At 39.7% G+C, this 20,633-nt stretch carries 20 protein-coding genes and 1 other RNA gene; 10 read left to right on the plus strand and 11 right to left on the minus strand.

Annotated features, from left to right (window positions below; genetic code table 11):
* Nucleotides 1-103: 103 nt before the first annotated feature.
* The 3 genes from D3P12_RS08360 to D3P12_RS08370 all read right to left on the minus strand — a co-directional run bounded on the left by D3P12_RS08360 (nt 104) and on the right by D3P12_RS08370 (nt 2,589).
* Nucleotides 104-412, minus strand: a complete 309-nt coding sequence (locus D3P12_RS08360) for a hypothetical protein (RefSeq protein WP_118194557.1) — start codon at nt 410-412, stop codon at nt 104-106.
* Between the two features lie 86 nt (nt 413-498).
* Entirely contained in the window at nt 499-1,098 is a 600-nt protein-coding gene (locus tag D3P12_RS08365; protein WP_118194559.1) for a riboflavin synthase, read from the minus strand.
* 6 nt (nt 1,099-1,104) lie between these two features.
* Nucleotides 1,105-2,589 (minus strand): acetyl-CoA carboxylase biotin carboxylase subunit, encoded by a 1,485-nt coding sequence (locus tag D3P12_RS08370; RefSeq protein WP_118194561.1) that lies wholly within the window; start codon nt 2,587-2,589, stop codon nt 1,105-1,107.
* 277 nt (nt 2,590-2,866) lie between these two features.
* Here D3P12_RS08370 and D3P12_RS08375 point away from each other — a divergent pair, with 277 nt between their 5' ends.
* Nucleotides 2,867-3,721, plus strand: coding sequence for an N-acetylglucosamine kinase (locus D3P12_RS08375; protein ID WP_118194563.1), 855 nt, complete (start codon nt 2,867-2,869; stop codon nt 3,719-3,721).
* 115 nt (nt 3,722-3,836) lie between these two features.
* Here D3P12_RS08375 and D3P12_RS08380 read toward each other — a convergent pair whose 3' ends face one another.
* The gene (locus D3P12_RS08380; protein ID WP_118194565.1) at nt 3,837-4,532 is read right to left on the minus strand and encodes an NUDIX hydrolase; all 696 of its coding nucleotides are present in this window, start codon (nt 4,530-4,532) and stop codon (nt 3,837-3,839) included.
* 172 nt (nt 4,533-4,704) lie between these two features.
* Between D3P12_RS08380 and pfkA the strand changes: the two genes are divergently transcribed.
* Genes pfkA through gap form a run of 3 tightly spaced genes read left to right on the plus strand, consistent with a single transcriptional unit; the run spans nt 4,705 to nt 7,552 of the window.
* Nucleotides 4,705-5,691 carry a 6-phosphofructokinase gene (pfkA, locus tag D3P12_RS08385; RefSeq protein WP_118194567.1) on the plus strand — a complete coding sequence of 329 codons (987 nt, stop codon included), beginning with the start codon at nt 4,705-4,707 and terminating at the stop codon, nt 5,689-5,691.
* An 8-nt stretch (nt 5,692-5,699) separates the two neighbouring features.
* Nucleotides 5,700-6,551 carry a hypothetical protein gene (locus tag D3P12_RS08390; RefSeq protein WP_118194569.1) on the plus strand — a complete coding sequence of 284 codons (852 nt, stop codon included), beginning with the start codon at nt 5,700-5,702 and terminating at the stop codon, nt 6,549-6,551.
* A gap of 2 nt (nt 6,552-6,553) precedes the next feature.
* A complete protein-coding gene (gene gap / locus D3P12_RS08395; RefSeq protein WP_118194571.1) occupies nt 6,554-7,552 on the plus strand; it encodes a type I glyceraldehyde-3-phosphate dehydrogenase in 999 nt (332 codons plus the stop codon).
* Between the two features lie 90 nt (nt 7,553-7,642).
* On the opposite strand, the gene D3P12_RS08400 is transcribed toward gap, so the two are convergent.
* A complete protein-coding gene (locus D3P12_RS08400) occupies nt 7,643-8,362 on the minus strand; it encodes a copper homeostasis protein CutC (protein WP_118194573.1) in 720 nt (239 codons plus the stop codon).
* 41 nt (nt 8,363-8,403) lie between these two features.
* Nucleotides 8,404-9,432, minus strand: a complete 1,029-nt coding sequence (locus D3P12_RS08405) for a N(4)-(beta-N-acetylglucosaminyl)-L-asparaginase (RefSeq protein ID WP_118194575.1) — start codon at nt 9,430-9,432, stop codon at nt 8,404-8,406.
* A 45-nt stretch (nt 9,433-9,477) separates the two neighbouring features.
* Here D3P12_RS08405 and D3P12_RS08410 point away from each other — a divergent pair, with 45 nt between their 5' ends.
* From D3P12_RS08410 to D3P12_RS08420, 3 genes are all read left to right on the plus strand, one after another.
* Nucleotides 9,478-10,698, plus strand: coding sequence for a C40 family peptidase (locus D3P12_RS08410; RefSeq protein WP_118194577.1), 1,221 nt, complete (start codon nt 9,478-9,480; stop codon nt 10,696-10,698).
* Nucleotide 10,699: 1 nt separating this feature from the next.
* A complete protein-coding gene (locus D3P12_RS08415) occupies nt 10,700-11,788 on the plus strand; it encodes a dipeptide epimerase (protein WP_118194579.1) in 1,089 nt (362 codons plus the stop codon).
* A gap of 87 nt (nt 11,789-11,875) precedes the next feature.
* Nucleotides 11,876-12,439, plus strand: coding sequence for a YqgE/AlgH family protein (locus D3P12_RS08420; RefSeq protein WP_118194581.1), 564 nt, complete (start codon nt 11,876-11,878; stop codon nt 12,437-12,439).
* A gap of 6 nt (nt 12,440-12,445) precedes the next feature.
* Here D3P12_RS08420 and D3P12_RS08425 read toward each other — a convergent pair whose 3' ends face one another.
* On the minus strand, nt 12,446-13,888 hold the full coding sequence (locus D3P12_RS08425; RefSeq protein ID WP_118194583.1) for a sigma-54-dependent transcriptional regulator: 1,443 nt from the start codon (nt 13,886-13,888) through the stop codon (nt 12,446-12,448).
* Between the two features lie 76 nt (nt 13,889-13,964).
* Nucleotides 13,965-14,339, minus strand: an RNA gene (gene rnpB / locus D3P12_RS08430) — RNase P RNA component class A.
* Between the two features lie 169 nt (nt 14,340-14,508).
* Here rnpB and D3P12_RS08435 point away from each other — a divergent pair.
* The gene (locus D3P12_RS08435; protein ID WP_118197033.1) at nt 14,509-14,922 is read left to right on the plus strand and encodes a hypothetical protein; all 414 of its coding nucleotides are present in this window, start codon (nt 14,509-14,511) and stop codon (nt 14,920-14,922) included.
* Nucleotides 14,923-14,928: 6 nt separating this feature from the next.
* On the opposite strand, the gene hutH is transcribed toward D3P12_RS08435, so the two are convergent.
* Entirely contained in the window at nt 14,929-16,467 is a 1,539-nt protein-coding gene (hutH, locus tag D3P12_RS08440; RefSeq protein ID WP_118197034.1) for a histidine ammonia-lyase, read from the minus strand.
* Nucleotides 16,468-16,638: 171 nt separating this feature from the next.
* Between hutH and rplU the strand changes: the two genes are divergently transcribed.
* Together rplU and rpmA are read left to right on the plus strand one after the other, a co-directional pair.
* Entirely contained in the window at nt 16,639-16,950 is a 312-nt protein-coding gene (gene rplU, locus D3P12_RS08445) for a 50S ribosomal protein L21 (RefSeq protein ID WP_118194585.1), read from the plus strand.
* A 44-nt stretch (nt 16,951-16,994) separates the two neighbouring features.
* Nucleotides 16,995-17,408, plus strand: coding sequence for a 50S ribosomal protein L27 (rpmA, locus tag D3P12_RS08450; protein ID WP_118194586.1), 414 nt, complete (start codon nt 16,995-16,997; stop codon nt 17,406-17,408).
* Between the two features lie 73 nt (nt 17,409-17,481).
* Here the strand turns inward: rpmA and D3P12_RS08455 are convergent, their stop codons facing one another.
* A complete protein-coding gene (locus D3P12_RS08455) occupies nt 17,482-18,456 on the minus strand; it encodes a polyprenyl synthetase family protein (RefSeq protein WP_118194588.1) in 975 nt (324 codons plus the stop codon).
* Between the two features lie 18 nt (nt 18,457-18,474).
* On the minus strand, nt 18,475-20,595 hold the full coding sequence (gene rnr, locus D3P12_RS08460; RefSeq protein ID WP_118194589.1) for a ribonuclease R: 2,121 nt from the start codon (nt 20,593-20,595) through the stop codon (nt 18,475-18,477).
* Between the last annotated feature and the right edge of the window lie 38 nt (nt 20,596-20,633).

Below are 20,633 nucleotides of genomic sequence, written 5' to 3' on the forward strand. Positions count from 1 at the left end.
TGTAATATTTTTGATATGAAAGAAAATAGATGTTGTGAAAAATAAAAAGAAGGATCGGCGAACCGTCCTTCTTTTTACATAAACCTATAAAGATTTGACCTTGCTATTCCTGATTATCGGAATTGCGGTTTTCGATTTCTTGTTGTTCCCGTAGTTTGTCAACCTGGTTCTTTTCACCGTAGTTCTCTGTTTTATCGGAGAAGCTAGTTAAGAGGTCTTCGATTGAATCAAAATTATCTGCGGTCCGTTGGTGCATGTCCGAAAGGACGCTTTCCAGCTTTTTGTCATTTAATTCGAAGTTATCCACTTCCAGTTTTCCGACTTTTTCGATAATGGCTTGTTGACTATGTTTTAAGTCTTCTAATTGACGGACAATCTTTTCCATCAATTCAAATTTTTTCAATTTGTCCATGCGTTATTGTTTAGTTTGTGAACTAATTTCTGTTTGTATTCTCTATAAGAAACAGCATGGTTTTAAAATTGTTTGTTTGTGTGATGTTAGTGAGTTAATCCGCGTGTAGCCAAAAGTCGGGCTACATATTTACCAACGATGTCAAATTCGAGGTTGACTTCAGTACCGATTTCTATGTCTTTGAAACTGGTGTGCTCATAAGTGTATGGAATTATTGTCACGGTGAAACTGTCGTTTTTCGAGTTAAAAACGGTGAGACTGACTCCATTAATGCTAATGGAGCCTTTTTCGACCGTAATATTGCCAAACGACGGGTCGTATCTGAAAGAGAAGAGCCAACTTCCATTTTCGTCTTTCTTATCGATACATACAGCTTTTTGGTCTACATGACCTTGGACAATATGGCCGTCAAGACGCCCGCCGACAGGGGTGCAGCGCTCCAGGTTGAGCAGATCTCCTTCTTTCAGATCACCTAGTGTGCTTTTATTTAAGGTTTCATGGACTGCTGTAACTAGGTGTTCGTCGCCGTTGACTTCGACAACGGTTAAACATACACCGTTGTGTGAGACACTTTGATCGATTTTTAACTCGTTCGATAGTGAAGAGTTGACTGTAAAGTGAAGGTTAGTGCCTTCTGCTTTTATTTTTTTGACCGTTCCGACGGTCTCAATGATACCTGTAAACATGTTTTCTTAATTTGTGCGATTCCTTCTCCAATTTGAACGACTATTGTTTTTCTGGGAATTTGATAGAGGGTCAGGTTGTTGTTTCTTTTTGAAAAGATAATTACCGATTAAAGCTGAAATTAGGGCGTCTTTATCGCAGTTCTCTATCGATTCCGATTGGAAATGTATGTCAATAAATTTTGTATTGTAGCTTCCGTCTTGAAAAGCTGGATGATCCATTACAAAAGATCCGAAATTTAATGTATTCTTGATGCCGGTGATTTTATATTCTGTGATTGCACGTTTCATTCGCTGGATTGCTTCGTGGCGATCTTTTCCCCAAACGCTCAATTTAGCGATCATCGGATCGTAATAGACGGAAACTTCCATGCCAATGTCATAAGCATTATCTACACGAACACCCGGTCCGGACGGAATCTTGTAATTATCTAACATACCTGTGTCTGGAAGAAAGTTGTTTTTAGGATCCTCAGCATAGATGCGTAATTCAATAGCGTGGCCTTGGATGTTGACATCTTCCTGCGTTAAAGATAGCACCTTTCCCTGAGCAATATTAATCTGCTCTTTAACGAGGTCAACTCCGGTGATCAGCTCTGTTATGGGATGTTCTACCTGAAGTCGAGTGTTCATTTCGAGAAAATAAAAGTTTAGCTGGTTGTCGACAATAAACTCGACAGTTCCTGCACCTGTGTAGTTGCAAGCTTTAACTAGATCCAGAGCGCATTTCCCCATTTTTTCCCGGATGGCCGGTGTTAGGACGCTGCAAGGAGCTTCTTCGATAACCTTTTGATGCCTTCGTTGGATAGAGCACTCCCGTTCGAACAGGTAAATGCTGTTGCCATGTTCATCTGCCAATACTTGGATTTCGACATGTTTGGGTGCAGAAATATAACGCTCTAAAAATACGGAACCATCACCAAAGGCAGAGCTGGCTTCCGATATGGCTAGTTTTAATTCATTCAGAAAATCTTCTTGGTCTTGAACAATACGCATACCTTTTCCACCGCCACCAGCTGCTGCCTTGATCAGGATGGGAAAACCAATATCCCTGGCTTGTTGTAATGCTTCGTTTGTGTCTGAGATGGGGTGGCTTGTCCCCTTTAATAGGGGGATTTTATGCGCTAATGCTAGCTTTTTAGCTGAGAGTTTATTTCCCATTAATTCCATCGCCTCAGAGGAAGGACCAATCAATTTGATACTTTCTTTTTCCAGAGCCTTGGCAAAGAGAGGGTTCTCGGATAGAAAACCATATCCGGGGTGGACGGCATCTACGTTGGTTTGTTTACAAGCTTCGATGATCTTTGAAATGGATAAATAAGAATCTGATGCGGAGGATTTACCGATATAAACAGCCTCATCAGCATGCTGAACGTGTAATGCGGTGCGGTCGGCGTCTGAATAGACAGCAACGGTTGAAATTCCCATTTCATGAGCCGAACGAATGACTCGAATGGCAATCTCTCCGCGATTAGCGATTAGAATCTTCTTCATCGGAATTTATTTTACGAGTATAGACAGCGAATGTTTGATATAAAACTAGGAATTAATAAATTATTTCCGGCATTATTGTAAAAAGTACACTTTGAGTTGTTTTTTTGTTAACATTGATAAACTGCATTTAGAGACTGCCAATGCGTTTTTTTAACGGTTCAATCAAAGATTAAGGAAAAATAAAAAAATTAAAATTTGTAAAAAATTAGGAAAGCTGTATTTTGTGCAAATTTTAATTTTTTTGCTAACTTGAAAAACAGATAATTAATATTCAAATATGATCATTATTGCAGACGGCGGGTCGACAAAAACAAATTGGTGTGTCATAGATAATTCTGGTAAGAAAATCTATTTTAACACGGAAGGTTATAACCCTTATTTTGTAAGTAAAGAATACATTCAGAGTTCTTTGAAAAAGGGCTTGCCTGAAGACCTGAATCTGGAGGATATTACAGAGGTACATTACTATGGTGCTGGTGTACATAATGAAGAAAAAGCTGAGATTATCAAAGATGCATTTAGTCACTTTTTTACCAAAGCGGAAATAGCTGTCGGGCATGACCTGTTAGCCGCAGCTCGCGCTTTATTGGGAACAGAAACAGGCTTTGCCGCAATTTTGGGTACGGGTACGAATACATGTATCTATGACGGTGAAGATGTTGCTATGAATATTGATTCTGCTGCATATATTTTGGGGGATGAGGGGAGTGGTTGTTATATCGGGAAAAAACTATTGACTGATTATGTACGTGGGTTGATGCCGGAAAATGTAAGACAGGAGTTTTGGAATACATATAAGATAACGCCGGATGAGGTAATGGATCGTGTATATACGCAACCTTTGGCGAATCGTTTTTGTGCCAGCTTCAGTAAGTTTGCTTATGACTGTGCTGTGAATATTGAATATTTGAGAGGGATTGTTAAGTCATCGTTTGCAGACTTTTTTACAAACCTGGTTTCTAAGTATCCAGATTACAAAAATTATAGTTTTAACTGTATTGGCTCGGTTGGATATAACTTTAGGAATGTGTTGGAGGAAACTGCATCAGAGTTTGGGATGACTACAGGCAGGATTATTCGGTCACCAATAGATGATTTGGTGAAATACCATATTAATCAAGCAAAAAAATAAGGGTAGAGCTCTAAAAATAATTTATACGAAAAGAATCGAGAGGCCGGGTTAATCCCGGCCTCTCGATGTATAATAACGTTATATTATAGTATTTATATGATAGTTTTATTTGATGTTATTTTCCGAACGATAATTCGTTTTGAAAAACCTTGGCATATTGGCGCCGGTCAAACTTGTAGAGACGAGCTGCGCGATAGGAGACTCCGCGTTGTTTTTCGTCCAACTCTTTTAGAATATTATAGTTAAGCATTTTCTTTCGAAAGTTTCGTTTGTCAAGTGAGCGTCCTGAGATGGCCTCGTATACCTTTTGTAGTTGTGTTAAGGTAAACTTTTCTGGTAATAACTCAAATGCTATACTGCTATTTTTTAGTTTGCTTCGTATTTTCTCTAAGCTCTTTGTTATAATGTTATTATGATCAAATGCTAATTCGGGTAAGTCATTGATAGGATGCCACTCTGCTCGTTTTACATAATCGGAGTGAGGTTTAAGAGCCAGCGTATTCTTTATTCGTAATAGAGCATAATAGGCTACTGTGATAACCCGACCTTGAGGATGACGTTTTAGGTCACCAAAAGTATAAAGCTGCTCCATGAAAATATTGCGTAAGCCTGTGTGCTCATATAAAATACGCTCGACAGCATCATCAATGGTTTCGTCTTTTTCGACAAAAAAACCAGGTAGGCCCCACCAGTCTTTATAGGGATATTCGTTTCTCTCAACGAGCAACACCTTAATTTCGCCTTCGTCGAAACCGAAAATCACGCAATCTGCCGTAAATATGGACTGTAGATGAGGTAAATGTGTTTGCAAAATAGTTGTGTTTATTCCGTTTTTAAAAAAAATATCTAAGTTTGTTAATACAGTTGTCGTTGCGCATAGGCAACTGTTTACAAAAATGTAAAAAAAAATACAATTTTTTGTGATAGTGTAGAAAATACACGTTATATTCGTAATAGTAAAATAAAAATAAAGAATAGCTATTTTGGCGAAAAAAATAAATAGAATCGGAGTTTTTACCTCGGGGGGCGATGCTCCGGGGATGAATGCTTGCATTCGAGCTGTGGTAAGAACGGCTCTTTATAATGATTTAAAGGTAACTGGCATTCTTCAGGGATATCAAGGAATGATTTCTAATCAGTTTATTGATATGAATAGTCGTTCAGTTAGCAATATTATCCAATTAGGCGGAACGATCCTGAAAACAGCGCGGTGTACTGAATTCCGAACTTCTGAGGGTAGAAAGTTGGCTTATGAGAATATTAAAGCGGCGGGTATTGACGCGCTTATTGGTATTGGTGGTGACGGTACGTTTACAGGGATCGAAGTATTTTCGAGAGAGTTTGATATTCCCGTAATCGGAATTCCTGGAACAATCGATAATGATTTATATGGCTCGGACTTTACACTGGGCTTTGATACGGCTTGTAACACAGTTATCGAGGCGATTGATAAGATCAGGGATACAGCAGCCTCTCACGATCGATTGTTTTTCGTGGAAGTGATGGGGCGGGATTCAGGCTGTATTGCATTGAATTCAGGAATAGCAGGTGGTGCTGAAGCGATATTAATGCCTGAGACCGGGACGGCGATAGAAGATTTAATATCACAACTAGAAAAAGCCGCACAAGGGAAGAAAACATCAACCATTGTTATTATTGCGGAAGGCGAAATGAATGGTGGCGCTTATAACGTAGCAAAGCGTGTTAAAAGTAAGTTTGATTTTTATGACACGAAAGTTACGATTCTGGGACATTTACAGCGTGGTGGTGCTCCTTCTAGCTTTGATAGGGTACTAGCGAGCCGTTTGGGTTTCGCTGCAGTAAACATATTGCTGGCAGGTAAGTCCAGACGGGTTGTAGGGCTTCGGGGAAATGGTATTGTTGATATTGATATCACGGAGTCGATTAACAATAAAGCTTTTAAATTGGCAGATGATATGATTGAACTATCAAATGTTCTGGCAATATAGGAGATAAGATGATTGCTGTTGTATTTAGTGGTTCACGATTGGCAGACTGGCGCTTAGCTGAAAAAGGCAAGGTGTTGGCTGGTTTTAAAACTGTGGGGATTAATCCGCACCATAATGATGAAACGAAAATTGAACAGCTGCTAAATAAGAATAATACGCTGATTAACTACGCAGAAAGAATAAAACGTATTTATTTTTTTGGGGCAGGAGCCTCGTCAAAGGAAAATGCCAATACTGTGTCGAAAGCGTTTAATTCGTTCTTTCGCTTTGGTAAAGTATATGTAGCTCATGATTTAAAGGCTGCGGCCTTGGCTACCTGCGGCGATCATGCCGGGCTGGTGGGAATCATTGGGAGTGGATCAAACGCTGGATACTTTAACGGGAAAAAGGTATTGCCTAATAACTATGGTTTAGGGTATATCCTGGCAGATGAAGGATCTGCAAACTGGTTGGGTAGAAATTTGTTACAAGATTATATTACAATGCAACTACCAGCTGATCTTGTAACAAAGTTTGATGAGAAGTATTCTCTTGACAGGAAACTGATCTTGGAGAAGGTCTATAGACATCCAAATCCAATTTTGTTTTTGAGTTCGTTCTCGGAGTTCATTTTTGAAAATCGAGATCATGAATATTTTAAAAACTTAGTTATTAGGGGGTTTAATCTTGTATTTGAAAAGTATTTTATTCCTTTCAAACAAAAGTACCCTGGTCTGGATGTAAATTTTACGGGAAGCGTGGCTTATGATTATCAGGAATGGTTGAGGGAAGTGGCCGAAAGTCATGACTTTAAAGTAGGCTCTATTATTAGGGAGCCCATTCACAATCTATTAAATTATTATTTAAATAAAAACAAGTAAATATGAAAATTGGAATTAACGGATTTGGAAGAATCGGACGTTTAGCTTTTAGAGCTGCGATAAAAAGAGATGACATCGAAATTGTTGGTGTTAACGATTTGGTATCACCGGATTATTTAGCTTACATGCTAAAATATGATTCTACGCACGGTAGATTTGACGGAACTGTTGAGGAGAAAGATGGTCACTTGGTGGTTAACGGTAAAACTATTCGTGTAACTGCTGAAAAAGATCCAGCAAATTTAAAATGGGATGAAGTAGGTGCTGAGGTGATTCTAGAGTGTACTGGTTTTTTCCTAACTCAGGAGTTGGCTCAGAAGCATATTGAAGCAGGTGCTAAAAAAGTAGTACTTTCTGCGCCAGCTAAAGATGATACACCAACTTTCGTTGTAGGGGTGAATCACAAAGAATTAAAAGCAGACCAAAAAATAGTTTCTAATGCATCTTGTACGACAAACTGTTTGGCACCAATGGTTAAAGTCCTGAATGATAATTTCGGTATCGTTGAAGGCTTGATGACTACTGTTCATGCTGTTACTGCCACTCAAAAAACGGTTGATGGCCCTTCGCAAAAGGATTGGAGAGGAGGAAGAGGTGCTTATCAAAATATTATTCCTTCGTCAACTGGAGCTGCAAAAGCAGTAGGTTTGGTTATTCCTGAAATTCAAGGAAAATTAACAGGTATGTCTTTCCGGGTACCAGTTGCTGATGTGTCAGTAGTGGATTTGACAGTTCGTTTGGAAAAACCAACGACTTATGATCAAATTAAAAAGGCTTTTAAAGATGCATCTGAAGGAGAGTTGAAGGGTGTGGTAGGATATACAGAAGAGGATGTAGTTTCTGAAGACTTTAAGGGCGACCCACGTACGAGTATCTTTGATGCGAAAGCAGGTATTGCGTTGAATGACAATTTTGTGAAAGTTGTCGCTTGGTACGATAATGAGTGGGGTTACTCTAATAAATTGATAGACTTAGTACAAGAAGTTGGCAAGCTTTCTTAAAGAAGTTAGAGTCAGTTAATAAAAAGGTGCAGATTTGTCTGCACCTTTTTTGGTTTTATCAATTATGTACTCTCTGAAGTTTCTGATTATTTATTCGTTAAGTTTCTGAAGCAGGGATTTTATTTCTACCGGATCACTTTGGAAAATGTCACTACCCATATTCTCGATTGCCGGATTATGATATTCCATTTGAGAAGGAAATATAGATTTTGCTGAAGCATGCCATTCTATTGCGGGTACTAATTCTTTTAAAAATTTGATGTTCGTTGATTTTACTCCTGATCCTGGCATGATGATGATCCGGTCGTTGGCTTGTTCAATAAGTTGTTTTAAAGTCGCTGAACCTTCGATAGCCGTGTTTTTAAGCCCCGAGGTGAGTAATCGATCACAACCGGCTTCGATGATAGCCTCCAGCGCTGTTTCTGGGTTATTACAGACATCGAACGCTCGGTGGAAGGTGACGCTCATGGGTTTTGCTAATTGGACGAGCGTCTTTGTCCGGTCGATGTCAATACTGCCATCGAAGAGAAGGATACCAATAACAACACCATTGAATCCTAACTTTTTGCAGAACAGAACATCTTCTTTCATGATTTCAAATTCGCTTTCGGTATATAGAAAATCACCGCTACGAGGTCTGATGAGTACATTAATGTCAATTGTAATATTTTCTTTTACTAGTTGAAGGGTTCCAAACGAAGGCGTAGTACCCCCTTCGTTTAGATTTTCGCAAAGCTCAATTCGGTCGGCTCCCGCCTCTTGGGCAATGAGAGCCGATTTGTAGGAGCCTGCACAAATTTCTAATTTCATAGTTCAAATTCAATATTTCTAAAAATACTTGGCTTTCGGGGTTAATAAATACTTTTACCTTTGATTAGTGTGTCCTGTTTTTCTTGATTGCATACTGCATATGTAAATCCTTGTTGAAGCGCGTATGAGCCATATTCACCTTTTTTGTTTAACGCTAAAAAACCGACTTGAATTTCTTTTGCTTTTTCGGGCTTCTTTTGGATGATACGTTGAATAGCTTCTTTACAGGCGTCTTCCGGACTATAACCCTGGCGCATAAGTTCTACGACTAAAAAACTTCCAACCGTGCGGATTACTTCTTCGCCGACACCGGTTGATGTAGCGCCTCCAACCTCATTGTCGACGTACAATCCGGCTCCAATGATGGGGCTGTCACCGACGCGGCCATGCATTTTAAAAGCCATACCGCTTGTGGTACAAGCGCCGGATAGATTGCCGTTCTTATCTAAAGCAAGCATCCCGATTGTATCATGATTGTATTGATTTCCAGGTAATTTAGTGGGTGAAAAACGCTGATTCTCTATGTTGATTATCGGTTGATACTCGCCTTCTTTTAACCACTCTTTCCAAGCTTTTTCGGACTCAGGAGTTAATAGATTTTCTTCTTTAAATCCATTTTCCAATGCAAATTGTAGCGCACCTTCACCTACGAGCATTACGTGAGGTGTTTTTTCCATAACTAGGCGTGCAATAGAAATGGCATGAGTTATATTCTCTAATGCGGCCACAGACCCGCAGTTCCCAAGTTCATCCATAATGCAAGCGTCTAATGTGACGTAGCCGTCGCGATCGGGATAACCACCTTTCCCGACAGTTTGGTTCTTTAAGTCGGCCTCCGGAACTTTAACCCCTTGCTCAACAGCATCGAGCGCTCTCCCTCCACTTTTTAGTACTTCCCAGGCTGCTTGATTAGCGGCTATGCCGAAGTCCCAAGTAGAAATAACAATTGGATTGTTGCTTAGATGAGAAGGACGATGAGCAAAGGACGCCATGGGTGTGAATGTTGAAAATGATCCTACTGATAATGAGCTGAAAAAGCCCGATTTAAGAAATGTTCTGCGATTAATCATGAAGTGAAGATACGGAAAACAGTCAATTATTTTGTAGATTGCGGTATGAAATCGATCCTCAACAAACTTCTTTTAATTGGTATATTAACTATGGTCAGTAATAGTCTTTCTGCACAAAATTGGATTAACGTAAAGGACACGGAGAATTTTGATAAGTGGCGTGATTTTGTTGTAAAAATAAAAGATACGTATGCTCCTGACTCTCGTGACATTTATTTGTCAGTATACGATGATGAAGAACAAGCGGGCAAGTATGTCATTGAGACGACTTCTACTGAAATACAGTCTTATGTTTTGAATGAAGAAAAAGGCTCTACTTTCACTGTAAAATTGCTCCCAGATAGTGATTTGAACGGAAAGACGAAAGGCATTATAAACCTTTCAGTCGCAAATCTTCGTACACGACCAAGCCATTCTGCAGAAATGGCAACTCAAACTTTATTGGGTACGCCGGTTGATGTTTTAAAGAAGTTAGGTGGATATTATTTAATTCGGACGCCGGAAGGGTATCTGGCTTATGTGGATCGGTATGGTGTGCAACCGAAAACCGAGGAAGAATTAGCTAATTGGACAAGCAGAAACCGTGCGATTTACGTTGCAGACTATGGTCATGCTTATCTTGAAGCGAATACGACATCGCCCCGGGTATCTGATTTGGTTATGGGGAATATTTTGACTGTTGTTTCTGAAGGTGAGGATTACTGGCAATTGGAGTATCCGGATGGCCGACTAGGTTATGTGGAGAGTAACCGCCTGATGAAATATGATGATTGGAAAGCGATGGTAAAACCGCAAGCAGATAGTGTGCTCCAAGTTGCGAAGAGAATGATCGGCGTGCCTTATTTATGGGGTGGAACATCTATTAAAGGTGTAGATTGTAGCGGCTTTACGAAAACTAGTTATTTTATGAATGGTCTTATTATTCCACGAGATGCGTCGCAACAGTACCGACAGGGAGAGGAGTTAAACATTATGACGGATGGTGATTTGGATGTGAAGAAAGCAGTGAGTAATTTGAAAAAAGGAGATCTGATATTTTTCTCAGCATCTAAAGAAACGAATCCAAAACAACCGATTACACATGTTGCCATTTATATGGATAATGGCGAGTTTATCCATGCTGCAGGTATTGTACGTATTAATAGTTTTGACCCTACTGCACCGAATTACGATAGTCAATCTTTAACTATTGTTGGTGCGCGCCGGTATTTGGATAACGAGGAATTTATCGCGAGCCACACATTAAACTCCAAAAAAGGGTATTAAAATGTTAAACAGAACGTCTAAACAGGATTTGCATTTTTTTAGCGACGCAGTGGTTAAAAAAATGGGCAAATTTACGCTTTATTATAAACCTTATTCATTGGTGTTAAATCATGTGTTTACGGTGGCTAGTGGTTCACGATCATCGACTCCAGTTGTATTGGTTGCTTTAGAATATGACGGGGTTGTGGGATACGGCGAAGCGTCAATGCCTTTTTATTTGGGCGAGAGTCATGAAACGGTATTAGGATTTTTAGCGCAGGTTGACCTGTCGTCTTTTTCAAATCCTTTTTTGACCGAAGATATTTTGAGTTATGTAGATCAGTTGATGCTTAAGAATACGGCTGCAAAGGCATCGATTGATATTGCTCTGCATGACTTGTTAGGGAAGTTAATGCAGCAACCCTGGTATCGGATATGGGGCTTTAATCCTGAAAACACACCAAACACATCGTTTACTATTGGTATTGATAAGCCTGATGTAATCAGGGAAAAAGTCAAGGAGGCTAAGCCTTATAAGCTTCTAAAAGTAAAGCTGGGTTTGGATAGTGACAAAGAGATGATAGAGACTATTCGTGAGGTAACAGATGCCCCAATCTGTGTAGATGTTAACCAAGGGTGGAAGGACAGGCGGGAAGCGCTGGAAATGGCTCATTGGCTTGAGGAACGTGGGGTAGTATTTATTGAGCAACCGATGCCGAAGGAACGAATTGACGACAATGCCTGGCTGACTGAAAATAGCCCCTTGCCCACGATTGCTGATGAAGCTGTACAGCGGCTTTCGGATGTTCCGAAAGCTAGTGGTGTATATAGTGGTATCAATATTAAATTAATGAAATGTACCGGATTGAGAGAAGCGCGGGCAATGGTAGAATTGGCAAGAAATTATGATTTAAAAGTGATGTTGGGATGTATGACCGAAACCTCCTGTGCGATTAGTGCTGCGGCTCAATTGGCGCCAGCAGTAGATTGGGCTGATCTAGACGGAGCTCTCCTTATTGGCAATGATGTTTATCAGGGTATGTGGGTAGACGACGGGAAAATCATGTTGTCTGATAATCCTGGTATTGGTGTTAATTTTATAAAAAATTGATAACCAGTATCTAAAGTGGCTAGATTATTGTTGTAATGGACACAGAGTAGTTACAGTTACTCTAAACTAATTAAAAATTCCATGAGTATGCTAAACAAAACCCAACCTCAAACTAAAAGTTTATTGGTGTCAGAGCCTTTCATGTTAGATCCTAATTTTAACCGTTCCGTTGTATTACTTGCGGAACATAATGAACAGGGCAGTATGGGTTGGGTATTAAATCAACCCTCTAATTTGGTGTTGAGCGATGTAATGGACGATATATATGACGCTAATTTTCGTCTATTTATCGGCGGTCCGGTAGGGCAGGATTCTATTCAGTTCGTTCATAAATGCTATGATAAACTCAATAGCGGTATTGATCTTGGCGATGGAGTCTATTGGGGAGGGAATTTTGAAAGTTTAAAGTTATTAATTGAGCGTGGCGAAATTGAACAGGATCAGATTAAATTCTTTCTTGGATATTCGGGTTGGTCAGCGGGTCAACTAGATCAGGAACTAAGAGAGAATACCTGGATGGTAAGTAACTCTTACAATCCAGATATTCTTTTTGTAGATGATGAGGAAAATCTTTGGAAAGAGGCGGTTGTAAACTTAGGGCCTAAATACGCACATGTAGCGCAGTTCCCTAAAAACCCCATGTGGAATTAACATTTTTTAGTTTTCTCTCTTCAAACCGTATTTTTCAATTTTGCTGTATAGGTGACTGCGTTGGATCTCGATATCATCTGCAGTTTTCGAAACATTCCACGAATTTTTCTCCAGTTTGTATTTTATAAAGTTTTTTTCGGTTTGGTCTTTATAATCTTGGAAGGATTCAAATTGATCGTAGTCTGGTTCTATCAAAGAAGCTGGTTGGCCATTTTTACGTTCTTCAGCAGCATGAGCTTGACTTCCGTTTGAGCCATTTGAACCGCTCACTGCTGTAGGATTGGCATATGCGACAACATCTTTATGTGTTATAACTTTGTCACTGAGAATAATAAGCCGTTCAACCATATTTCTTAACTCCCGAATATTACCTGTCCACGGTAAGGCCTTCAGTGCATTAATAGCAGCCTGTTCAAATTTCTTTTCAGGCATACCATATTCAGCGCAGATCTCAGCGCAAAACTCTTTTGCGATGATAGGTATGTCGTCGCTACGTTCCATCAACGGCGGTACATGGATCAATATAACACTTAGTCGATGGTACAAGTCCATCCTGAACGTGTTGTTTTCGATTTCCGCTAAAAGATCCTTATTTGTCGCGGCAATTACGCGCACATTCACTTCGATCTCCTTTTCTCCGCCAACGCGTGTTATTTTGTTCTCCTGAAGTGCTCGTAGAACTTTAGCCTGAGCAGATAGGCTCATGTCACCGATTTCGTCTAAGAATAAGGTTCCATTATCTGCTTGCTCAAATTTTCCTATGCGTTGTTTGACTGCTGATGTAAATGACCCTTTTTCATGTCCAAATAACTCGCTTTCGATTAATTCAGAAGGTATTGCAGCACAGTTTACTTCAATTAACGGAGCGTTGGCCCGATTTGATTTTTCATGTAGCCAACGTGCAACAAGCTCCTTGCCACTTCCGTTAGCACCTGTAATAAGTACGCGGGCGTCAGTAGGGGCTACTCGCTCGATCGTTTCTTTAATGCGAGTTATTGGCTCAGATTCTCCTAATATTTCACGTGTTTTACTCGCTTTACGTTTTAGTACCTTTGTCTCGGTAACCAGTGTACTTCTCTCGAGTGCGTTTCGAACTGTAATTAATAGTCGGTTTAAATCAGGCGGTTTGGAGATAAAATCAAAGGCTCCTTTTTTACTTGCCTCCACTGCTGTTTCAACAGTACCGTGACCCGATATCATAATGAAAGGAAGGTCTGGCTTTAACTTGATGGCCTCGGAAAGAACTTCCATGCCGTCCATCCGACTCATTTTAATATCACAAAGAACAAGATTAATCGAGTCTTTTTTGATGATTTCCAATCCGTCTATTCCATTGTCGACATCAATGACAACGTAATTCTCATACTCTAGAATCTCACGTAAAGTACTCCGGATAGCTCTTTCGTCATCAATAATTAAAATTTTGGTACTGTTTTTTTTACTAGGCATTTATAATAATAATTGTATCGTACAAATCTATACAAGAATAAAGATAATAGGTAACTATTACAACAAACAAGAAAAAATAAAAAGCAAACCGATAAGCCGGATTCTGTGATGAATTTAACTTCATTACTGTCATTTATCTAGGCTCGCCATTGCTGACCAGCTCGAACGACCTACCCGTTTCAAATTTGCTAAAAGCAAAGAGAGCGAGCAACTCTCATTTCGAAACCTATTTGGTCTTTCAACTCTCGGGGTTTACCGCAATGCATGTCACCATGCAAGGCCGGGAGCTCTTACCTCTCGTTTTCACCCTTATCCTGTTGCCAAGACGGTTTATTTTCTGTGGCACTTTCCATCAATTATAAAAATTGTCTTCCTGTTAGGAAGCGAGATGCTCTATGTTGCCCGGACTTTCCTCCATAAATGTTCTTATGGCGACAGTATGGTTTGCTTTTTAAATTTCAGATGCAAATGTACGAATTATTAAAATTATCTAATAAATAAGTACTTTTGCGCACAACTTTAATTTTTTTAGTGATATGAGCAAACGTGCTAAGGTTATTTTTTTAAGTCTGTCAATTTTTGGGTCTTTTTTGATTTATTGTGTGTACTATTATAGCAATATGATCAAAAATGCTCCATATCGATCATATGAACTTGAATCTATCGTTTTTAAATATGGTATCGGTGATGATTTAATAAATGAGTTTGATTCTAGGACAGGCGTATTTAAGTATATGAATACGCAAGATTCGCTGGTTAGCTCAAAGGTACATTTGAATAAGGACGATTTTATTTATATTCATCATAAAGCTGCATCTTTGGGTTTTTGGAATTTTCCAGACGATATGACTCAGACCGGGGACCCTGCGGATGCGCAAGAGTCAGTTCATTATTACGTAGAATTCAATTATAAAGAAAAAAGTAAAAGTCTGTTGTTAGATGTGAACTACAACGGAAACCCTAAGCTTCATGATGCGGCGAAGACGTTTATCGAGGAAGTACAACGATTAATTAATGATGCCCAAGATCGTTAGAGACAATTAATCTAATATAATCCCTGCTTGATCCGCTGCTTCTTTACTCACTTCTACTAATTTACCATTAGAAATCAGTGCCTTTAAAGTATTGATATCGTCAGAAAATACACGATCTTCGGTTGCAAACGAAACAACTTTACGAACCTCATCGTGACAAGCTTCGATAATTTTAGATGAACGTAAGGGTCGTCTGAAATCAATCGCCTGGGCAGCATAAAGAAGTTCGATTGCTAGTATAAATTCAACATTATCAATAATTTGGTTAAACTTCCGCCCGCTGATAGAACCCATTGACACATGGTCCTCTTGGCCAAGGGAGGTAGGTATACTATCTGCACTCGCTGGAAAACAAAGGACTTTGTTTTCAGAAACCAGTGCGGCCGAACTGTATTGAGGGATCATAAACCCGGAATTTAACCCTGCGTCTTCGATTAGGAGCTTAGGGAGTCCGTATCGTCCTTCGATTATCAAATAGCTTCTACGGTCTGAGATATTCCCTATTTCAGCGGCAGCAACCGACGCATAATCTAGGGGTATGGCAAGCGGTTGTCCATGGAAATTCCCTCCACTAATGGTATCGTGAGACCCTAGAATGATGGGGTTGTCGGTTACCGAATTAATTTCAACCTCGGCTAATTCGAAAAGGTGCTCATAGGCTGTGCGCGATGCACCATGTACCTGAGGCATGCATCGTAGAGAGTAGGGATCTTGAACGCGGGCGCAATCGAGGTGAGCGTTGTTTATCTGCGATTCAAACAAGATGTGTCGGAGTCTCGTAGCTACTTTTTGATTGCCTTTGAATGGTCTAATAGCATGGAGCCGCTCATCGAACGGTTTGACCGAACCCATTAATCCGTCGAGTGTCATTGCGCCAATAATATCAGCTGCGTCTAACAGATTTTTAAACTTGTGGAGTCCTGCTGTTGCATGTGCAGCGATAAATTGTGTGCCATTGATAAGCGCCAATCCTTCTTTTGGTGAAAGTCTTAACGGTTCGATATCAAGATTTTTTAATAAATCCTTCGTCGGAATTTGCTGGCCTTTATAAAACACTTTTCCTAAGCCAATGAGTGGTAGGAAAAGATGTGCTAACGGTGCAAGGTCTCCAGATGCTCCTACGGACCCTTTTTCGGGGACACAAGGGCAGATGTCATTATCGATCATCCATAAAATACGCTGAGCCGTTTGGATGCGAATGCCAGAATACCCAAGACATAGAGCATGTAGTTTTAGGACCAGCATGGTTTTGGAGAGGGCAGGGGGTAATGTATCACCAACTCCCACAGAATGGCTCATTAGGAGGTTGTGTTGGAGCTGTGTAGTTTCCGATGGTGAGATTAATGTATCACATAGTGGACCGAATCCAGTATTGATACCATATACGATGGTTTTATCTTTAACAATTTCGTCGACATGCTGGCGACTCGTTTTAATGTTTTGTTGAGCCTGGTCATTTATCACGCCAGTGCGGTGACCGTCCACAAGAGCCTTGACTGCAGAGATCGATAGAATATCTATACCAAATTTAAAATGACTATCCATATGATGGAGGTTTAATGATTCAATATTAAAGAAAATTAATGACTTCATGGGAAGTGAGAGCTGTATGAAGTACAAAAAGCGAAAAACAAGTAAATATTATTTTGACTAGAGTTAAATAATTCATAGCTTTGCGCTTCAAATTTTATTTATAATTAATCAAATTTATTAACAATGTACGCAATAGTAGATATAGCAGGAAAGCAATTTAAAGTTGCAAAAGACCAGCAGATCTTTGTACACCGTTTACAAGGAGAAGAGGGCGCTAGTATTGAATTTGACAATGTATTGTTAGCAGAAGATGGTGGCAAGTTTAGCGTAGGGACTCCTTCGTTAAAAGGTGCTAAAGTTTCAGCTAAAATTTTGTCACATTTAAAAGGAGATAAGGTAATCGTTTTCAAAAAGAAACGCCGTAAAGGTTACAAAAAGAAAAATGGTCACCGCCAACAATTTACAAAAATTGAAATCACTGGCATTTCTTTATAATTGATTGTAGAACAGGTAATTTTTACCATTTAAAGAGATAGAAAATGGCACATAAGAAAGGTGCGGGTAGTTCGAAAAACGGACGCGAGTCGCATAGTAAAAGATTAGGGATTAAGATTTTCGGCGGACAAAATGCGGTTGCCGGAAACATCATTGTACGTCAGCGTGGTACAAAACATCATCCAGATAAAAATGTAGGTTTGGGTAAAGATCATACAATCTTTGCAATGGTTGATGGTACTGTTATGTTCAAAAAGAAAGCAGATAACAAATCCTATGTTTCTGTAGTTCCGTTTGATACAGAAGAAGTTGTTGAAGAAAAAGCTGCTAAACCAAAAGTAAAAACTGAAAAGAAAGCAGCTGATTCAAAAGCAGATAAAAAAGAAGCAAAAGCTCCAAAAGCTAAGAAAGAGAAAGTAGAGTCTGATGAAGCAGAAGTTGCAGAAAACGCGGAGTAAATAAAAAATTAATTTGTATAGAAAGCGGCTCAATTCATAATGAAATTGAGCCGCTTTTTTCTATGTATGGAGACTATGCCTTTCTGTTTAATAGTTCCTCACTTAGTTGTAGTAAAGGTTCTTTCCTTTTCTTATATAGCGTAATTTTTTCTAAAGCCTGATAAGCTTTATCTGTGTACATTTGAATTTCTCGCTTAATATATTTCTGAATTTTTAACTTATCATAGAAACCCATTATGGCATTGATCTTTTCAGTGGGATCATACTCCGTTTGTTGTAGCCAATAAAGAATTTCTTTCCGATCGACTTCATTTGAGAGTTCTAATGCTTTAATAAGCAAATAGGTTTTCTTGTTTTCTAAGATATCTCCGCCGAGCTGTTTGCCAAATTTAATCGGATCTCCGTAAGCGTCTAAGTAATCGTCTTGTAGTTGAAACGCAATGCCGAGATTTACGCCGTAGTGATAGAGGAGTTCGGCTTGTGTCTTTTCCGCACCTGCAACCATCGCTCCAAGCTGCAACGCAGTCCCGATCAATACAGCTGTTTTCAGTCGTATCATTTCGAGATAATCATTTATTGCTACATTCTGTGCTTTTTCATAATCCATGTCGAGCTGCTGACCGATGCATACTTCAGCCGCAGTCCTATTGAAAATATCGAGTAAAGATGGAATGAGGTTCGGCGAGTTCTGAGCTAATAATGTGTATGAGTGAATTAACATAAAGTCACCAGACAAGATAGCTGTGTTTGCGTTCCATTTCTCATGGACAGTGTCACGCCCTCGCCGAAGAGGAGCTTTATCCATGATGTCGTCATGCATGAGACTGAAATTATGAAACACTTCGATTGCCAGGGCTGATGGTAACGCTTTAGACGCATCAGCTCCAAACATTTCTGCTGCTAACAGAGTTAATGATGGCCTAATACGTTTGCCTCCTATGTCGAGCAAATATCTTATCGGATCATATAAATTTCGAGGTTCATGAGGAAAATCAAACTTAGTGACAGCTTCGTGAATAATTTGCTGATAGATCTTTATTGATTGCATTTTTTTAGATAATAATTGCTACGATAATAAGATGAAATCAATTTGTCTCTTCATTAAGTCTACGTGTTTTACTTTTACTTTAACTTCGTCGCCGAGTTGGTATCTCTTTTTCTTTCTTTGGCCAATGATTGCATAATTCTTTTCGTCTAAAGCATAAAAATCATCAGTCATATCACGTAAACGGATCATCCCCTCGCATTTGTTTTCTTCTATCTCAACATATATACCCCATTCTGTAACACCTGAAATGATACCTATGTATTCACTGCCAATCTGATCTTGTAAGTATTCTGCTTGCTTATATTTGATAGAGGCCCTCTCTGCGTCGGCTGCACGTTTTTCCATTTGTGACGCGTGTGAAGCCATTTTTTCATATGCTTCTTCGTTCACCGCGGTACCCTCGTTAAGGTAATGTTCAAGAAGTCGATGTACCATCATGTCCGGATACCGTCTAATCGGTGATGTGAAGTGGGTGTAATAATCAAAGCCTAGACCATAATGACTGCTTGATTTTGTCGTGTATATAGCTTTCGCCATCGAACGAATAGCAAGCTGCGTTAAGACGTTCTGCTCTTTCTTTCCTTCAATATCAGTCATTAGTCTATTAAGAGAATGGGCGGTCTCTTTACTGGTATTTGTGTTAAGTTTGTAGCCAAAACGCGAAGCAAACTGAGTGAAATTGAGCAAGCTGCTTTCATTGGGTACGTCGTGAGAGCGATATACGAAAGGCAGTTTGTTTTTGCCCTTTCCCTTTTTCCCGATATATTCAGCAACACGTTTATTAGCAAGCAACATAAAATCTTCAATGAGCTTATGGGCATCTTTCCTTTCTCTCACATAAACACCAATAGGCTTACCATTTTCATCCAAGTGGAATTTAGTTTCTACGCTTTCAAAACTAATTGCCCCGTTTTTGAATCGTTTTGCTCGCATGAGATGTGCTAATTTGTTTAAGGTGAGAAGCTCTTCCTTAATTTCACTACTAGCTCCCTCAATCACTTCTTGCGCGTCTTCGTAGCTCATTCTTTTGTCTGAGTGGATAATGGTTTTTCCAAACCATTCAGAGTGAACATTGGCACGGTCATCCAATTCGAACACAGCGGAGAAACAGAACTTATCTTCATTTGGCCGTAGGGAACACAAGTTGTTGGACAAACGTTCGGGTAACATCGGAATAACCCGGTCTACCAAATAAACAGACGTTCCTCGCTCGAAAGCTTCATGATCCAAAGCGGTATCCGGCTGTACATAATAGGTAACATCGGCTATATGGACTCCCACTTCATAACGACCGTTTTCAAGCTCAACGAAGGATATAGCGTCGTCAAAATCCTTCGCATCAAAAGGATCAATTGTAAATGTTAGTTTATTTCTAAAATCTTTCCTCTTTTTTATTTCACTCGCAGGTAGCTCAGCCGGTAAAGCATTTGCTTCTTTTTCCACGTTCTCAGGGAAAGACAGAGGGAAACCGAAGTCAGCGAGGATCGCATTCATTTCGGCATTATTCTCACCCTGAAAACCGAGGACATTCTCGACTTTGCCCACGGGATTTTTACTGCCAGCTGGCCAGTCAGTGATACTTACAACCACCTTCTCATTATCTTTCGCACCGTTTAAGTCCTCAAGTGGAATGAAAATATCATGAAGCATTTTGCGATCATCCGTAATAAGAAATGCAAATCTGGGTGAAACTTTTAATACACCCGTAAAAGCCGTTCGGGAACGCTCTAGAATTTCGATAACCTCACCTTCTTTCTTGCCCACTCTTTTACTCTCGTAGGCGTGAATTTTTACAATGTCACCGTTCAGCGCATTACGTACTTTACGCGGTGGAACGTAAATGTCTTCTTCAAATTCGTCGGTTACGATATAAGCTGATCCATCGCTTGTCATGTCTACCTTGCCGACAACAATAGTTCTAAGCTCTTTCAGTACATATTTTCCCTTGGAAACTTCTTTAAACTGCCCCGATCTGGTTCCCGCTTTTAGGATTTCTTGAATACCGAGTCTCGACTCCGGATCTGTAATGTTAAGTTTCGAGCTTACTTGCTTGTAATTCATCGCTTGGTTACCCGAGCTCCGCAGAACATCGGTAATCAGCTGTGAAAGTATATTTTTAAACGTATTGTTTTTTGCCATTGGATGCTTGTTAACGAATATGAGCGTCTAGTTCACTA

It is taken from the genome of Pedobacter indicus (assembly GCF_003449035.1).
In the GTDB taxonomy this organism is placed as follows: Bacteria; Bacteroidota; Bacteroidia; order Sphingobacteriales; family Sphingobacteriaceae; genus Albibacterium; species Albibacterium indicum.

Excerpts from the sequence above, each read along its gene's own strand:
- D3P12_RS08425 (WP_118194583.1), bottom strand. The coding sequence starts at position 13,888 with ATGCCTAGTAAAAAAAACAGTACCAAAATTTTAATTATTGATGACGAA.
- D3P12_RS08455 (WP_118194588.1), bottom strand. The coding sequence starts at position 18,456 with ATGCAATCAATAAAGATCTATCAGCAAATTATTCACGAAGCTGTCACT.
- D3P12_RS08410 (WP_118194577.1), top strand. The coding sequence starts at position 9,478 with ATGAAATCGATCCTCAACAAACTTCTTTTAATTGGTATATTAACTATG.
- D3P12_RS08420 (WP_118194581.1), top strand. The coding sequence starts at position 11,876 with ATGCTAAACAAAACCCAACCTCAAACTAAAAGTTTATTGGTGTCAGAG.
- gap (WP_118194571.1), top strand. The coding sequence starts at position 6,554 with ATGAAAATTGGAATTAACGGATTTGGAAGAATCGGACGTTTAGCTTTT.
- D3P12_RS08365 (WP_118194559.1), bottom strand. The coding sequence starts at position 1,098 with ATGTTTACAGGTATCATTGAGACCGTCGGAACGGTCAAAAAAATAAAA.
- D3P12_RS08370 (WP_118194561.1), bottom strand. The coding sequence starts at position 2,589 with ATGAAGAAGATTCTAATCGCTAATCGCGGAGAGATTGCCATTCGAGTC.
- D3P12_RS08375 (WP_118194563.1), top strand. The coding sequence starts at position 2,867 with ATGATCATTATTGCAGACGGCGGGTCGACAAAAACAAATTGGTGTGTC.
- D3P12_RS08390 (WP_118194569.1), top strand. The coding sequence starts at position 5,700 with ATGATTGCTGTTGTATTTAGTGGTTCACGATTGGCAGACTGGCGCTTA.
- D3P12_RS08435 (WP_118197033.1), top strand. The coding sequence starts at position 14,509 with ATGATCAAAAATGCTCCATATCGATCATATGAACTTGAATCTATCGTT.
- D3P12_RS08400 (WP_118194573.1), bottom strand. The coding sequence starts at position 8,362 with ATGAAATTAGAAATTTGTGCAGGCTCCTACAAATCGGCTCTCATTGCC.
- rpmA (WP_118194586.1), top strand. The coding sequence starts at position 16,995 with ATGGCACATAAGAAAGGTGCGGGTAGTTCGAAAAACGGACGCGAGTCG.
- hutH (WP_118197034.1), bottom strand. The coding sequence starts at position 16,467 with ATGGATAGTCATTTTAAATTTGGTATAGATATTCTATCGATCTCTGCA.
- rplU (WP_118194585.1), top strand. The coding sequence starts at position 16,639 with ATGTACGCAATAGTAGATATAGCAGGAAAGCAATTTAAAGTTGCAAAA.
- D3P12_RS08360 (WP_118194557.1), bottom strand. The coding sequence starts at position 412 with ATGGACAAATTGAAAAAATTTGAATTGATGGAAAAGATTGTCCGTCAA.
- D3P12_RS08405 (WP_118194575.1), bottom strand. The coding sequence starts at position 9,432 with ATGATTAATCGCAGAACATTTCTTAAATCGGGCTTTTTCAGCTCATTA.
- D3P12_RS08415 (WP_118194579.1), top strand. The coding sequence starts at position 10,700 with ATGTTAAACAGAACGTCTAAACAGGATTTGCATTTTTTTAGCGACGCA.
- rnr (WP_118194589.1), bottom strand. The coding sequence starts at position 20,595 with ATGGCAAAAAACAATACGTTTAAAAATATACTTTCACAGCTGATTACC.